The following is a 16,383-nucleotide window of genomic DNA, read 5'->3' on the forward strand; positions in this document are numbered from 1 at the left end:
TTGGACTGCTGTTTTGAATTTAAAATATAAATAACCTGCGACTAAGAGAGGGAGGAAAATTGTGAAAGCTATTATATTAGCAGGCGGGACCGGGTCCCGCCTTTTTCCTTTAACCAAGGTAACCAATAAACATTTGCTTCCTGTTGGTAAATATCCAATGATTTTCCATCCTGTATATAAGTTGAGGCAAGCAGGTCTAACTAACATCCTGGTGATTACAGGTAAAGAGCACATGGGCGATGTGGTGAACCTGCTCGGTAGCGGAATTGATATGGGTGTTTCATTCACCTATCGCGTTCAGGATGAAGCCGGTGGAATTGCCCAAGCGTTAGGACTCGCTGAGCAATTCGTAGGTGATGACCAGATGGTGGTCGTCCTGGGAGATAACGTTTTTGCTGATGATATAAGCAATTATGTGGACAGGTTCCGTGAGCAGAAGTATGGGGCCAAAATACTGATCCAGAAGGTCTCGGACCCTCAGCGATTCGGGGTGCCAGAGTTGAAGGACGATAGCATCATTTCCATTGAGGAAAAACCACAACGTCCCAAAAGCAGTTACGCGGTTACAGGCATATACATGTTCGATCGCAATGTCTTTGATATTATTCGAACATTAAGGCCCTCTGCCCGAGGAGAAATGGAAATCACAGATGTGAATAATGCATATATTAAAAGAGGAGCACTTACCTACGATATTCTCAAAGGCTGGTGGACGGATGCAGGTACACATACATCCCTAGATCGTGCCAATGAGTTGGCACAAGAGATTGTTTTTGGTGAGGAATTTGGAAAGTTAAAATTATAATTCAAAGGGGGGCTCAACAATGAGAGTGACTTCCTTAAAACTACAGGGAGCTGTTCTGCTGGAACCGGTGGTTCACGGAGATCACCGTGGTTTTTTTATGGAAAGCTACAATGGCCAACTTATGAAACAGCACGGACTCCATTATCATTTCATTCAGGATAACCAATCTTTGTCTGTGCAGCCTGGCGTATTGCGAGGTTTGCATTATCAGCTCAGTCCTAAAGCGCAAACGAAGTTGATTCGGGTTCTATTCGGTGCTATTTATGATGTCATTGTAGACATTCGTCAAGGCTCGTCAACGTTTGGACAATGGGAAGGATTTATTCTGAGTGAACAGAACCACCGTCAACTATTGGTCCCCAAAGGATTTGCTCATGGCTTCTGTACCCTTGTGCCTAACACCCAAGTCTTATACAAAGTAGACGAATACTATTCCCCAGAGAACGACCGAGGCATATTATGGAGTGACCCGGCACTTGGAATTGATTGGCCTGCATCTAATCCGATTTTGTCCGATAAGGACCAGAGGCATCCTCTACTTCAAGACGCGGAGATCAATTTCAATTTCGAAGTGAAGTAATTAGGAGGTTTCAACCATATGAAACTGCTCGTTACCGGCGGCGCCGGATTTATTGGAAGTAACTTTGTAATGTATATGCTCCAACAATACCCAGACTATCAGATTATCAACGTGGATGCACTCACATATGCGGGAAATTTGGAGAATTTGAAATCACTTGAAGGCAACAAGCGGCATAACTTCGTCAAAGCAGATATCACTGATGCGAAGGAGTTGGACCGCCTGATCGGTCAGGGCGTGGATGTGGTGGTAAACTTTGCTGCCGAATCTCATGTGGATCGCAGTATTCTGGAACCGGATGTGTTTGTGAGAACGAACGTCAATGGTACTCAGGTTTTACTGGATGCTGCCAAAAAACACAATATAACCAAGTTTGTCCAAGTTTCAACCGATGAGGTCTACGGTTCTCTCGGACCTACAGGGTTGTTTACGGAAGAGACGCCACTTCAGCCAAATAGCCCATACTCTGCCTCCAAGGCTGGAGGAGATTTATTGGTACGTGCTTATCACGAGACCTTTGGTCTTCCTGTAAATATTACGCGCTGTTCCAACAACTACGGACCATTCCAGTTCCCGGAGAAACTTATTCCACTCATGATCTCACGTGCGTTGAATGATGAAGCTCTGCCTGTATACGGAGATGGACTGAACATTCGGGATTGGCTATATGTAGAGGATCATTGCAGTGCCATTGATCTGGTCATTCACCATGGACGCAATGGCGAGGTGTACAATATTGGTGGCAATAACGAACGAACCAACGTACACATTGTCCAAACAATCTTGGAGCAACTTGGTAAACCCCAATCTCTGATTCAATACGTACAGGACCGTCCTGGACATGATCGCAGGTATGGTATCGATCCAACCAAAACGATGACCGAACTCGGCTGGAAGCCAAAGCATAACTTTGAGACGGGAATCAAGGAAACCATCCAGTGGTATCTTGATAATAAGGAATGGTGGACGCGTATCCAATCGGGCGCCTATCAGGATTACTATGAGAAGCAATACGGTTCTCGTTTGGGAGACGCCAAGGCATGAAGGTGCTTGTAACTGGAGCCAACGGCCAGCTGGGGCGCGATGTGGTGCTTCTTTTGGAAAAAGAGGGGCATTCCGTTCTGGCTTGTGCTCGCGATAAATTGGACATTACGGATCAGCATGAATGCAACAATGTCATATCGACATATCATCCAGAGGTGGTCATCCATTGTGCGGCTTATACCGCGGTGGATGCCGCCGAGACGGATGTAGACGGAGCATATCAAGTCAATGCCACAGGAACCCGAAATATTGCGGTAGCTGCTGAGCAGACTGGAGCCAAACTCATCTATATCAGTACGGATTATGTATTCGACGGTACCTCCGAAGTACCTTACCAGGAATACGATAACACCAATCCGCAAAGTATCTATGGCAAATCCAAGCGCGCCGGAGAGGTGCTGGTGCAATCGTTATCTTCACGATGGTTTATTGTCCGCACTTCGTGGGTGTATGGCGTTTACGGAAATAATTTTGTTAAAACCATGTTGAAACTTGGTCAGGAAAAACCCAAGCTTCAAGTTGTACATGACCAGAAGGGATCACCTACGTATACAGTTGATTTGGCCCATTTTTTGCTTGAATTAATGAGTACTGAAAAATATGGCGTCTACCACGCTTCCAATAGTGGGGCATGTACATGGTATGAGTTCACTCAAGCAATTTTTGAAGAAGCTCAATTATTACCTGGTTTCCATATTCAAGCTGAAGTTGATCCTTGTGCTACTGATCAGTTTCCTCGTCCAGCCCCGCGCCCACGAAACTCAGTGATGGAGCATCTGTCAATCCGTACCAATGGTTTAAAAGACCTTAGACCTTGGCGAGAAGGATTGCTCGATTTCTTGAAAGAAATACACATAGAGCCGAATTGACTAATTTAAATCTCCCGCCCAGTAACTTATGAGCGGGAGATTTCGTTTATAATAGAGTAATCTCTACAGGAGAAATGTCTAACGTTATCTAACAATGAGGTGCGAATGTGAAACAACCCAAGGTTTTAATTATGATGTCCACCTACAATGGTGAACGCTATATCAAGGAACAGATGGATAGCCTGATCGCTCAAGTGCAGGTGGAGACTCAAATCTATATAAGAGACGATGGATCTACAGACAGTACAATAGAGAAGTTGAGACCATATGTTGAAGCATACCCAGATCGGATTCATTTTCGTTCAGAGGACAATCTGGGGGTTATTCGCAGCTTCTTTGAATTGATTCGGTCTTCGCCACCTACGTTTGACTATTATGCTTTTTGTGATCAGGATGATGTGTGGGAACAAGATAAGCTCATTCGAGCAGTTACATTGCTTAAGACCAAAAGTTCAGCAATTCCTTTGCTTTATTGTTCTTCAACTCAGATGGTGGATCAGCACTTAAATGCTCTTGGTGTATGGCCCAAGGTTCCCCAAAAGCCACTTGAACTACACAATGCATTAGTTGAAAATTCGTGTGTCGGGTGTACGATGGTTATGAATGATATTACATTTAATCAGGTTAGAAGCAACCTCCCTTCTGAATTAAGTAAAGTAATTATGCACGATTGGTGGATTTTTCTGTACGTCACTATTTTTGGGGAAGTGATTTTTGATGAGCAACCCGGTATACAGTATCGGCAGCATGAAGGTAATGTACTTGGCGGGGGACGTGATGGATGGATACAGAAATGGCGCAAGCGTGTGAATCGATTTGTGAACGGGAATAACCATTATATTTTAAGCAAACAGGCCAAATTATTTCTTGATATGTATAAATATTCCCTAACTCATGCACAAATTGAAGAAATAAGAAACTTGCTCCATTGCTTAGAAAAAAATGTTATTGATAGAATTTGGTACGCGTTTAAGACACCTTTTTACAGACAGTCTCTTCTGGATAATATTGTTTTGAAATTGGTTATTATCGCGGGCAAACTCTAAAAATTGTATGCATTGCTTTCTGCTTCCTCTATCCAAATTATGCTATAATTACGTTAAGTGGAAGATACCACGCTACGATTTTGTCATATTTATTTTCAAGATCGATTTATTATATAAAGCACTACAAGTCAGGAGTTTTACAAATGACCCAAGTATCAGAAACCGTCCAGATGGTCGGTTTACAATCAACAGAAGCATCTCAAATGGTTGACGTTAGCATTATCATCGTCAATTACAATACACGACAACTTACCCTGGATTGCCTGGCATCGGTTTACGCTTCACAGATCTCGTACCAATACGAGATTATTGTTTTAGATAATGCTTCACGTGACGATTCAGTTCAAGCCATTCAAAAAGCGTATCCGGACGTTCGCATGATTGCCAACAACGACAATACAGGCTTCGCCGTTGCTAACAACCAAGGCATGAAAGTAGCCAAAGGACGTTACATCCTGCTCCTCAATTCGGACACGGTCGTTCAGCCGGATACGCTGCAAACGATGGTCGGATTCATGGACCGCCGCCCGGAGATGGGGGCCTCAGGCTGCAAAGTCATTCTGCCAGATGGCTCACTGGATAAAGCATGCAAGCGGGGATTCCCTACGCCATCAGCATCCTTTTATTACGCATTCGGTATTTCGCGTCTCTTCCCGGAGCGACCGAAGTTTAACCAGTACCAATTGGGACATCTCAGCCCGGATGATGAATATCCGGTAGACTGTCTGGTTGGTGCGTTCATGCTGGTACGTCGTGAGACGATTGAGCAGGTTGGTGGGTTGGATGAGACGTTTTTTATGTATGGAGAAGATATTGACTGGTGTTATCGCATCAAAGAGGCGGGGTGGGGGATTTTTTATTATCCGCGTACATATATTGTGCACTATAAGGGCGGCAGTGCCCGTCGCAAACCTTTGAAAATTACGTATGAGTTTCATAGAGCGATGTGGGTATTCCACCGAAAGCATTATGCGAAGAAATACAATTCAATTACGAATGCAGCTGTGTGGATGGGCATCTCGCTCAAATTTACGTTGTCCCTGTTGAGCAGTAAATTATCTCTTCCTTCTCGTCAAGGAAAGACTGCACCCCGCATGAGAGCGGAGAATGAAGTATCTTCCGAGGTGAACTCATGATTCGGCGTAATCAACGATTTCTAACTCAGCTATATATTGCGGCTGATTTTGCCGTAATCCAGCTGTCGTTTCTGTTGGCCTGGTGGTTGAAATTTGAAAGTGATCTGTTAACGAACCAGAATCCGTTGCCTATTGAAAAATACATGTTATGGAGTGTCGTATACGCAGTACTTGCCATTTTGGCAGGAATGATGTCCTCTTTGTATATAGCCAAGCGAAAAAAACGCTTTGTTGATGAACTTTGGAGAATTGTTCAGTCTCATGGCGTGGCCTTTTTCATGTTGCTGAGCCTGATGTTCTTTTTCAAAGAAGTAAACATCTCTCGTGCATATCTGGCCATGTATATGATGGGCAATGTATCCTTCACACTGTTCTATCGCTATATAGTGAAACTGCAATTGAAACGATTGCGTAAAAAAGGCTTTAACCGCCAGTTCGTACTGATTCTCGGTGCTGGCTCATTGGGTAAACGTTTCTATGACAACCTCCGAAACTACCCTGAGCTTGGATACGAAGTGACTGGATTCCTGGATGACTACCGTCACTGGGATGAGACAGAACAGGCGAGATTCAAACCCATTCTGGGTCGAATTGATGAACTTGAAGAGTTCTTATCAACGCATCTTGTTGACGAAGTCATTTTGGCACTGCCACTTGATGCTCATGACAAGTATTCGCATATTATTAATGTGTGTGAAAAGGCGGGGGTACGGACGCTGATTATTCCAGACTTTTTTGATTATCTTCCGGCCCGTCCTCATTTCGACAATTTTGCTGGCATGCCCATGATAAACGTGCGTGATATCCCACTGGATATTGCGGTAAACCGACTGATGAAGCGTACGTTCGATATTTTGTTCTCTCTTGTTGCGATCATCCTGACTTCACCAGTCATGGCCATCGTTGCACTCGGCGTACGAATTACATCATCCGGTCCTATCATCTTCAAACAGGAGCGTGTCGGTCTCAATCGTCGCAACTTCAAGATGTATAAATTCCGCTCCATGAAAGTCATTCCTGCAGGCGCAATGGACACCGGTTGGTCAACGAAGAATGATCCGCGGCGCACAGCATTTGGTACATTTATAAGACGCACCAGCCTGGATGAATTGCCTCAATTTTTCAATGTGCTGCTAGGTCACATGAGCGTAGTTGGCCCAAGGCCAGAACGCCCATACTACGTGAATCAATTCCGAGATGAAATTCCGAAATATATGATTAAGCATCATGTCCGCCCAGGAATTACGGGATTGGCGCAAAGTAAAGGATTAAGAGGAGATACGTCGATCGAGGATCGGATTGAACAGGATATCTTTTATATTGAAAACTGGTCCTTATTATTCGATATCAAAATCATATGGGAAACCATTCGAAATGGCCTCAAGAATGCTTATTAATCTTCGCTCAATTCCAATGATCCACCATTAACAGCCGCCTTCGGGCGGCTTTTTGTTTTACACCTCTCCAATCAGGGTAGTTAGCTATCAAAAAGGAAAAACCGCACATGCTTCGTCATATCATGTTATTCGTACTCTTTTTCTTCCCTACCACCCTGATAAGGATGTGAACGCCATATGAAACGAATTGCCGCCGTCATTACACTACTCATCGTAACCGTGGGCACACTCTTTTTTTCCTATGACAGTCAGAGCGAGGAGCAGCACGATGGGTTTACGGCCTATCGACTGATTGCTCATGCCATGGGCAGTATCCGTGAGCAGCCCTACACCAACGCCTATGAGGCGATGATTGCCAATTATGAGAAGGGCACACGTGTGTTTGAGATTGACTTTATGCTGACCTCGGACCGCAAAGCAGTAGCCAGACATGAATGGACCGCCAACATGAGCAAAATGCTGGGACAGGACGAGGAGTTACCCGAAGACAAACAGGCTGGGGCATTGACACATGATGAATTTATGAATACCCCCATTCTGGGCATGTATCAACCGATGGATGCCGACGGCATTATGGATGTATTGGCCAAGTACCCGGATATGTATATCGTGACCGATACCAAAGAACAGAAGGACGAGGATATTCAGCAGGTGCTGAAATCACTCGTGGACGCAGCCAAGAAACATGACTCTTCAATTCTTAATCGGGTTGTAGTACAGATCTATAACGAGCCGATGCTCGAAACCGTGAAAGAAATCTACGCGTTTCCTTCTATTATCTATACCCTTTATGCTACGCAGGATACTGAAGCCCAGGTGGTTGATTTTGTACAAAAGAATGACATCGATGCCGTAACCATGCCGGAATATAAAGTGAACCAGAATTTCGTTGCCAAGCTGAAGCAGGCAGGAGCCGTCACCTACGTGCATACCATTAATGACACCGATCAGGTAGCAAACTATGAGAAATGGGGCGTGTACGGCGTGTATTCGGATGTTTTGACTGAGCAGGAACTGGATGAGATGAACACACGTTTTGCCTGGAAACCTTGAGTATTAAATGTTGATTCAGAGGTTGCGGTATCCCTACTTGAGACTTTGGATCCAACTCTACTCAAGATATTGATGTTCGAAGTGGCACCAGGCGCTGGCTTAAATTCTGTAGTATCACATCCCTGCCATCTAAAATTACAGGCTTCTCCTGCAATTCCAGGGAAAAGTCTGTGATTTTTTGTTCCCCTTTTTATACGAACATTGACACTCACTCCCTGCTGACTTAGACTTAGTTTACAAGCTTTTTAGGATGCAGAAGAACCTCTGGAGGAATGTTCGTTGATAGACATGATTAAGCAGTGGAGACATGTATTTAAGCTAGACCCGGACCGGGAAATAACGGATGAAGCCCTCGACCTGATCTGCATGTCGGGTAGCGATGCCATTATTGTTGGCGGGTCTTCGGGAATTACCTATGACAACACGGTTGACCTGATGTCCAGAGTACGTCGCTACGAGCTGCCCTGTGTGCTTGAAGTATCCGATCTGGAGGCAGTTGTGCCTGGTTTTGACGGATATCTGATTCCGATGGTGCTGAATGCAACGGATAGCAAATGGATGATCGGACAGCACCAGCAAGCTATCGAACGTTACGGTTATCTGATCCCATGGGATCTGCTTATTGCAGAAGGCTATATTGTCCTCAATGCCGACTCCACTGTTGCCCGAATGACTGGAGCGGATACGGAATTGACGACGGATGCTGCAGTTGCTTACGCCCAGGCTGCGGAACGTCTGCTTAACTTGCCTATCGTATACATGGAGTACAGCGGAACGTTTGGAGATATGGAGTTGGTTGGAGAGACACACAGACAACTCACCAAGGCGCATCTCATCTATGGCGGCGGGATTGATAGTCCGGAGAAAGCTGGACAAGCTGCACAGGTCGCAGACACCGTTGTGGTTGGAAACATTGTGTACAGTGATTTGCACAAGGCGTTGGAGACGGTCCAAGCTGTGAAACAATCCGTTTAATCGGTTTAGTTTACCATTCCCCCAATTTCCCCTCTTGATCTGTTAAAATAGAACTTCGGCTTTGCTAAATAGAACAAGTTACATGAGCGCAATGTCGTTTACACAAGAACGTAGACTGCAATGGAGAAGCGGAGCGTTCTCACTTTTTCAACAACTGAAAGAACTGAAAGATAGTAATTGCAGTTCAATTGTAATTTCAACTACTCTTAAAAATAAGCTAAACTAAATTTTTACACGAGAACGAAGAGGACAGAAATAAGCTGGAGAAACGAAGTGCTCGCATTTATTACCGGATTTTCACTTTGAAAAAAGTAGATCAAAAAATCCGGGAATAACGGCGATCGGAAGATTATTCTGTCATCGTAGTGACGAGTGTAACCCTTAGTACTACTTATATCGATTTCAACCAATGAAAGGAGCATGCATGCATGCAACCTGTAAATATACATGATGCCGTAGCACGGCTTAACACCCCCCAACGGCAAGCCGTCGAGGCGACGGATGGACCGCTGTTGATTATGGCTGGAGCGGGCAGTGGCAAGACCCGTGTTCTAACACACCGGATTGCCTATCTTATTGCAACGCGAAAAGCACCCCCTTGGGGTATTTTGGCTATTACGTTTACGAACAAAGCGGCACGCGAGATGCAAGACCGGGTATCCCAACTGGTTGGCAGCTCTCAGGGTCGTGACATCTGGGTATCAACGTTTCACTCCATGTGTGTGCGTATTCTGCGCCGTGACATTGAACGCATCGGCTTCACCTCCAATTTCAGCATTTTGGATTCATCTGACCAATTATCTGTCATTCGTAGTTGTATGAAAGACCAGAACATCGACACCAAGAAATTTGAGCCAAAAGCCGTTCAATCGATGATGAGTACCGCGAAGAATGAATTGATCAGTCCGGAGCAATATGAGAAACAGGCTGCTGACTATTTTGAAGGCATTGTGGCGAAAGTGTATAAGATGTACCAAAAACGGCTCAGAGCCAACAACTCGCTCGATTTTGATGATCTCATCATGGCGACTATTCAACTTTTCAAAGAGGTACCGGAAGTTCTCGACTTTTACCAAAAGAAATTCCAGTACATTCACGTGGATGAGTACCAGGATACCAACCGTGCGCAGTACATGCTTTGCCGTATGCTTGCTGATAGTCATCACCGCATTTGCGTCGTAGGGGATAGTGACCAATCGATCTATCGCTGGCGTGGAGCGGATATCAGCAACATCCTGAATTTTGAGAAAGACTACCCTGAAGCCAATACGATTTTGCTCGAGCAAAACTATCGTTCCACTTCGAATATCCTGAATGCAGCGAATGAGGTAATCGGCCTGAATACTGGGCGCAAACCGAAGAAACTGTGGACGGACAAAGAGGGTGGCTCAAAGATCAAGGTGTACCGTGCGGATTCCGAACATGATGAGGGGTATTTTGTAACCTCCGAGATTAGTAAAAATGTGAAGAACGGCAAATCCTATCAGAACCATGCCATTTTGTACCGTACCAACGCCCAGTCCCGGGTTATAGAGGAAATTCTGATTAAGTCTGATATTCCGTATCAGATCGTTGGCGGCATCAAGTTCTATGATCGTAAAGAGATCAAGGACATTCTGGCGTATCTGCGCCTGCTGTCGAACCCCGATGATGACATCAGCCTTACCCGGATTATTAATGTACCAAAACGCAGCATTGGTGATACAACGGTAGCGAAGCTGGCAGCTGCAGCAGGAGAACGGGGGATTTCAATATACCGTGTGCTTCAGGTTGTGGACGATCTCGGTTTTGCCGGTCGAACGCGGAATGCGCTGGTGGAGTTCTATGATATGATCGCCGCGCTGCATCAGATGGTAGAATATCTGTCTGTGACCGAACTGACCGAGAAGATTCTCGAGATGAGTCAGTACCGACTAGAGATGCAAAATGAAAATACGCTCGAATCCCGCGCGCGGTTGGAGAACATTGATGAGTTCCTGTCCGTTACGATGGAATTCGAGAAAAATAATGAAGACAAAACGCTCGTTTCATTCCTCACCGATCTCGCACTGATTGCAGATATCGACAGTATGAACGATGATGAAGAGGATCAGAGTGACGCAGTTACCCTGATGACGATGCACAGTGCCAAAGGTCTGGAATTCCCTGTCGTCTTTATCGTTGGTATGGAGGAAGGAGTTTTCCCGCACAGCCGGGCCTTTATGGATAACGAGGAGCTGGAGGAAGAACGCAGACTGGCTTATGTGGGCATTACGCGTGCGGAAGAACAACTCTTCCTGTCTTGCGCGCAAATGAGGACCTTGTTCGGACGCACAACGGCGAACCCGCCTTCGCGCTTCCTGGATGAAATTCCGGATGAGCTAAAAGAAGATACTTCGATGGCTCGCGACCGCTACCGTCGTGGTAGCAGCGCAGGTGGATCATATGGTGGCCGTGGACTTGGTGCCAGTGGAGGAAGCAACTTTGGTGGCGGAGCAAGCAAGCTGTTTGATCGTCAGAGCCAAAGCGGTTCTTCCGCTTCGTCAGTTACTTCCTCACGGGTTACCATGAGTACGTCGTCCAGCACATCCAGCACGCCTGCCCCGTCGTCGGCATCTAAACCGGTCGCTGCCGGAGCTGGTTCTGACGGATTCAAAGCCGGAGATAAAGTACAACACGGCAAATGGGGAACAGGTACCATTGTTGGGGTGAAAGGATCGGGTAATGACACAGAGCTTCAGATCGCATTCCCGGCCCCGGTTGGCCTAAAACGTCTGCTTGCAGGCTTTGCCCCAATCACCAAAGTGGAATAGATATTCATGAACGAACTTAGAGATTGCTCTAACGTTCGTTCTACATAGATCCAAATTATAATAACGGAGGGATGGCCCTGTATGGACCCGATGCACCGGATGGAGCAACTCGTTACCGAGCTAAACCAGCATAATTATCAGTACTACACGATGGATCAGCCGCAGATCAGCGACAAGGAGTATGATCTTCTGTACGACGAACTGGTTACGCTGGAACAGGAGAGTGGCATGGTTTTGCCTGATTCTCCGACACAGCGTGTGGGTGGTGAACTGCTCAAAGGGTTTACACCGCATCGCCATTTATCCTCATTGTGGAGCTTGGACAAAGCCCAGAATATAGAGCAGCTGCGAAACTGGAATACTCGTGTGCTCAAGCTGGTCAATGACTTCAACACCAAAAATCCAGACAATCCGTTGCCCGAACCTGGCTATGTGATTGAACTGAAGTTTGACGGTTTGACCCTGAATCTAACGTACACAAACGGTGAGTTGGTTCAAGCCTCTACGCGTGGAAACGGAGCTGTAGGGGAGGGCATTTTGGCTCAGGTTAGAACCATTAAATCTGTTCCGCTTAAAATCCCGTATACAGGCGGCACAATTGAAGTCCAGGGTGAAGGCATCATGAACCTGTCTGTATTGAATCGTTATAATGAAACGGCAGCAGAACCGCTCAAAAATGCCCGGAATGCCGCGGCAGGAGCACTGCGCAACTTAAATCCGAAGACTACCGCTGAGCGACGATTGAACGCCTATTTCTATAATGTAGGTTATTCGGATGATATTCAGTTTGCCAACCATCAGGAGATGATGGACTTTCTCCGTGAGAATCGATTTAAAGTCAATCCGTCCATTACGTATTTCCATGAGTTTGATGATGTGATGGAGCAGTTGGCTGCGATACAGGAGAGCCGTGGCCAACTGGACTACCTGATCGATGGAGCTGTTATCAAAATCACAGACATGCGCACCCGTGAGGCATTGGGTTACACGGATAAATTCCCTCGATGGGCGGTAGCGTACAAATTCGAGGCGGAAGAGACCACAACCGTTCTGAACTCTGTAGTCTGGAATGTGGGTCGTACCGGCAAAGTAACTCCACTTGCTCGAGTTGAACCGGTTGAGCTAGCTGGGGTAACGGTACAGAACTGCACGTTGAATAACGTAGGTGACATTGAGCGGAAAAATCTGAAGTTTGCCTTGGGTACACGTGTCTTTATCCGTCGTTCCAATGATGTTATTCCTGAGATACTGGGTAAAGTGACTGAAGAGAGTGATGGCGAGGAAATCGTGTTCCCTGAGCAATGTCCGGCATGTGGATTCCCGCTGGAACAGCGTGGAGCGCATTTATTCTGTAACAACAAGCTGGCGTGCAAACCGCAGACGGTGGCCCGGATTTCTCATTTTGCTTCCCGTGATGCTATGGACATTGAGACATTCAGCGAGAAAACGGCGATTCAGCTGTACGATGAATTGAACGTGCGTGAGCCTGCTGACCTGTATACATTGCAATTCGATGATTTGGTGAAGCTGGAGCGGTTTGGTGAAAAGAAAGCGAACAACCTTATTGCTGCACTGGAGCAGAGCAAGGATCGTGACCTCGCTTCGTTCCTATATTCACTGGGCATTCCGAATACAGGTAAATCGACTACACGTATGCTGGCTGATCATTACCGCGACCTGCATGCCATTATGAATGCAACGGCAGAGGAACTCGTTGAACTACCTGATGTAGGTGGTATTGTAGCTGAGAGCATTGTGACTTTCTTTGCAGACCCGTTTACAAAGGCAGCTATCGAGAAGATGCTGAATTTAGGCGTGAAAGCTCAGGCGCCTGAGGCACCAGCAGCGATTGTGGAAGATTCCTTCTTCAGTGGCAAAACGGTCGTGCTGACCGGAACGCTGCATCAACTTACGCGGGAAGAGGCAACGCAACGACTCGAAGCACTTGGAGCGAAGGTAACGGGTAGTGTCTCCAAAAAGACAGACCTCGTTATTGCCGGAGAGAAGGCAGGTTCTAAACTGACCAAAGCTCATGATCTCGGCATTCCTACCATTGAGGATGAGGACGAACTTGTACGTCTTTTAAATCAAGAGGGATAGATTCTGAATGTGGAGTAGGCTTTGATTAAATCGCAGCTTAACTGGAATAAGTAATAGATAACTTAAAGACCCCTGTACCACGAATAGTGGAACGGGGGTCTTTTGTTTGCACATTTATTTAAACTCAACTGTATATCGGCAGTAACTCAAATCAGGAACGCGCCTGAGAAGCACCAGTAAGCCATGCATCCTTGTCATAACCTCGTTCTTCCCAGTAGCCGATATGTTCGCTGTCAATCAGTTCAATACGATTCAGCCACTTGACAGACTTATAGGCATACATCTGGGGAATGACCAAGCGTACCGGACCGCCCAAATCTGCCGGGATCGGTTTGCCGTCATGCATGACAGCTACCATAATATCATCCATCTGTGCCTGATCCATCGTTATCGCATCCGTATATACACCGTCCCCGGAGTAGAACTTGACGCTGTGCGCTTCGGGTTTTACGCCTGCTTGGGTCAAAAGTTGCTTAAGAGATATTCCCTCCCAAGTATTCTTATATACAGACCAGCCTGTAACGCAGTGAAAGTCGCTGACCTGAACGGTACGTGCAAGTTTCACGAACTGCTCCCAGTTCCATACCTGTGCCCGTTCAACAAGCCCATCAATCCGGAATGACCAGTTTGCATTGGAAAAGGAAGGTATCGGTGTAACCGTGTATACGCGAAAATGACCTTCAGCTCCGCCTCCGACGGGCGGTGAGGAAGCTGGCAGCGCTTGTGGCAAAGGCACCATGTGATTGGGGTCGTTCTCCAGCATGCTATCAATACTATTGTCTAGTTTGAGGTTTCGTCCAACCCATGATATAAAAGTAGGCCCCAAAGTCACAGCTAGGCCCACGCCTACAGCAGAACGAATAAATGCCCGCCGTGTATACACGGGTTGAGGTTTCTCTGGATGATGGAGAGGACTCTCCTTAATGGTACGTATAGATTCGGTAGAAACTACCGCTGCTGGCGTCGTATATTCATCAGGAGCATCAGTTGGATGCACCCTATTTCTACCCTCTGCTACAACTGTCGTTGCTTTTACTGCACGGCGTGCAGGATCTTTTAACCATCTCGTTCGCGTGATGGAGTGGTAGATAATATAAGGCAGGCCCACCCAAGTCAGCAAATCATGAACCAGAAGCGCGGCATTCGACCATCTCGGCCCAGCGAGCTTGAACTGCCATAACACTATACCTGATAACAGCCACCCTACCAGCAGTGCAAGAACAACGATTGTATTTGCTCTCTGCCACGGCCGATTACGAAGTTGTTTCCAGTGCTTTCCGGCCAAAAGTAAGTAATACACCACAGGTGCTAGCATAGCTAGACCGACGACAATATGTAGCCACTTTAACCATACGCGTCCAATCCCGAGTAACTCACGCCAGAAACCACCGACCAACATAAGACCTGATACCGCGAGGATGACAACAATCCAGGCATTCCAGGCATGAATGGAAACGAGCTTTTTACCATAACCCTTTCGAATGTTCTTCAGCCATTGCTTCATATGCTTTCACCCCATATAGGTTATTCATCAGAGCATCCTCGATATAAATGAAGCCGATTGTGATTAGAGAGCGGTTCTGAATTTAGTATTATTGTGTACTGTGTCAGTGATTACTTGAACGGGAGTATCCTATTCATTCCTTATTCTATATTATATATACCTTATTATAGAGCGTTTTGGATCACTTGTATCAAAAGGTGAAGGGAAACACTTCTAATATAAAAGTATCCTCTAATTGGTTATCTAATACTATTGGTTCAAAAGTAGATGTACCCTTTCTGTTTTAAGTAAATAGAATTCATTTTTCAGTAACTCGAAGTATCTGTATGTAAATAGAGTTGATCCATCCGGATTCATATAATCTGTCGATTGATGTAGTTGAGAGTTTCGTTAGATAGCGGGAGTTGTGGATTATAAATCATTTATATAAAGGTTATTAAAAAGTGCTTGCTAAATAAATTAGATCGTGATATATTATTTCTTGTCGCCTCAAGCGAATGATTGTCGAAACGCTTTGAACGCTGACGAAAAAAAGAGTTGACAGTTAGTTAGTCAACATGATAAGATAAGATTCCTGTCCGGTTGACAAGCATTAACACAAACGGACAACAAGTTCCTTGAAAACTGAACAAATGGATAGTAACTTTTGATTCATAATGAATCGTCAGATTCAAAATGAGCTTATCGCTCTTTTCAATACCGCCGATGATTTTCATAGCGTCTAACCACGCTGCTGAAATTCATCTTTATTGGAGAGTTTGATCCTGGCTCAGGACGAACGCTGGCGGCATGCCTAATACATGCAAGTCGAGCGGACTTGAAGAGAAGCTTGCTTCTCGGATAGTTAGCGGCGGACGGGTGAGTAACACGTAGGCAACCTGCCCTCAAGTTTGGGACAACTACCGGAAACGGTAGCTAATACCGAATAGTTGTTTTCTTCTCCTGAAGAGAACTGGAAAGACGGAGTAATCTGTCACTTGGGGATGGGCCTGCGGCGCATTAGCTAGTTGGTGGGGTAACGGCTCACCAAGGCGACGATGCGTAGCCGACCTGAGAGGGTGATCGGCCACACTGGGACTGAG

Annotated in this window: 12 protein-coding genes and 1 rRNA gene; 12 read left to right on the forward strand and 1 reads right to left on the reverse strand. The window is 45.9% G+C overall.

The features are described from left to right. Nucleotides 1-61: 61 nt before the first annotated feature. From BLV50_RS31075 to ligA, 11 genes are all read left to right on the forward strand, one after another. The gene (locus BLV50_RS31075; protein WP_090811925.1) at nucleotides 62-805 is read left to right on the forward strand and encodes a sugar phosphate nucleotidyltransferase; all 744 of its coding nucleotides are present in this window, start codon (nucleotides 62-64) and stop codon (nucleotides 803-805) included. A 19-nt stretch (nucleotides 806-824) separates the two neighbouring features. Next, entirely contained in the window at nucleotides 825-1,385 is a 561-nt protein-coding gene (rfbC, locus tag BLV50_RS31080) for a dTDP-4-dehydrorhamnose 3,5-epimerase (protein ID WP_090811926.1), read from the forward strand. Between the two features lie 18 nt (nucleotides 1,386-1,403). Then, nucleotides 1,404-2,429 carry a dTDP-glucose 4,6-dehydratase gene (rfbB, locus tag BLV50_RS31085; protein ID WP_090811927.1) on the forward strand — a complete coding sequence of 342 codons (1,026 nt, stop codon included), beginning with the start codon at nucleotides 1,404-1,406 and terminating at the stop codon, nucleotides 2,427-2,429. Further along, the gene (rfbD, locus tag BLV50_RS31090) at nucleotides 2,426-3,298 is read left to right on the forward strand and encodes a dTDP-4-dehydrorhamnose reductase (protein ID WP_090811928.1); all 873 of its coding nucleotides are present in this window, start codon (nucleotides 2,426-2,428) and stop codon (nucleotides 3,296-3,298) included. Before rfbB ends, rfbD begins: the two co-directional genes overlap by 4 nt. 107 nt (nucleotides 3,299-3,405) lie before the next feature. Beyond that, nucleotides 3,406-4,344 (forward strand): glycosyltransferase family 2 protein, encoded by a 939-nt coding sequence (locus tag BLV50_RS31095; protein ID WP_256338089.1) that lies wholly within the window; start codon nucleotides 3,406-3,408, stop codon nucleotides 4,342-4,344. Between the two features lie 203 nt (nucleotides 4,345-4,547). Next, complete coding sequence (locus BLV50_RS31100; RefSeq protein WP_090811943.1) at nucleotides 4,548-5,480, forward strand: glycosyltransferase family 2 protein; 933 nt, start codon at nucleotides 4,548-4,550, stop codon at nucleotides 5,478-5,480. Beyond that, a complete protein-coding gene (locus tag BLV50_RS31105; RefSeq protein WP_090811930.1) occupies nucleotides 5,477-6,877 on the forward strand; it encodes an undecaprenyl-phosphate glucose phosphotransferase in 1,401 nt (466 codons plus the stop codon). The genes BLV50_RS31100 and BLV50_RS31105 overlap by 4 nt, the downstream gene beginning before the upstream one ends. Nucleotides 6,878-7,054: 177 nt before the next feature. Then, nucleotides 7,055-7,930, forward strand: a complete 876-nt coding sequence (locus tag BLV50_RS31110; protein WP_090811931.1) for a phosphatidylinositol-specific phospholipase C/glycerophosphodiester phosphodiesterase family protein — start codon at nucleotides 7,055-7,057, stop codon at nucleotides 7,928-7,930. Between the two features lie 288 nt (nucleotides 7,931-8,218). Beyond that, on the forward strand, nucleotides 8,219-8,905 hold the full coding sequence (locus BLV50_RS31115) for a heptaprenylglyceryl phosphate synthase (protein WP_371129287.1): 687 nt from the start codon (nucleotides 8,219-8,221) through the stop codon (nucleotides 8,903-8,905). 428 nt (nucleotides 8,906-9,333) lie between these two features. Beyond that, complete coding sequence (gene pcrA / locus BLV50_RS31120; protein WP_090811933.1) at nucleotides 9,334-11,697, forward strand: DNA helicase PcrA; 2,364 nt, start codon at nucleotides 9,334-9,336, stop codon at nucleotides 11,695-11,697. A gap of 81 nt (nucleotides 11,698-11,778) precedes the next feature. Beyond that, nucleotides 11,779-13,797: an NAD-dependent DNA ligase LigA gene (ligA, locus tag BLV50_RS31125; protein WP_063568265.1), complete on the forward strand. Its 2,019-nt coding sequence runs from the start codon at nucleotides 11,779-11,781 to the stop codon at nucleotides 13,795-13,797. Nucleotides 13,798-13,948: 151 nt separating this feature from the next. Here ligA and BLV50_RS31130 read toward each other — a convergent pair whose 3' ends face one another. Next, nucleotides 13,949-15,301, reverse strand: coding sequence for a molybdopterin-dependent oxidoreductase (locus BLV50_RS31130; protein ID WP_090811934.1), 1,353 nt, complete (start codon nucleotides 15,299-15,301; stop codon nucleotides 13,949-13,951). Nucleotides 15,302-16,047: 746 nt separating this feature from the next. Here BLV50_RS31130 and BLV50_RS31135 point away from each other — a divergent pair. Then, nucleotides 16,048-16,383, forward strand: a 16S ribosomal RNA gene (locus BLV50_RS31135); the annotation flags it as partial.

This window comes from Paenibacillus sp. 276b (assembly GCF_900107875.1).
Lineage (GTDB): Bacteria > Bacillota > Bacilli > Paenibacillales > Paenibacillaceae > Paenibacillus > Paenibacillus marchantiae.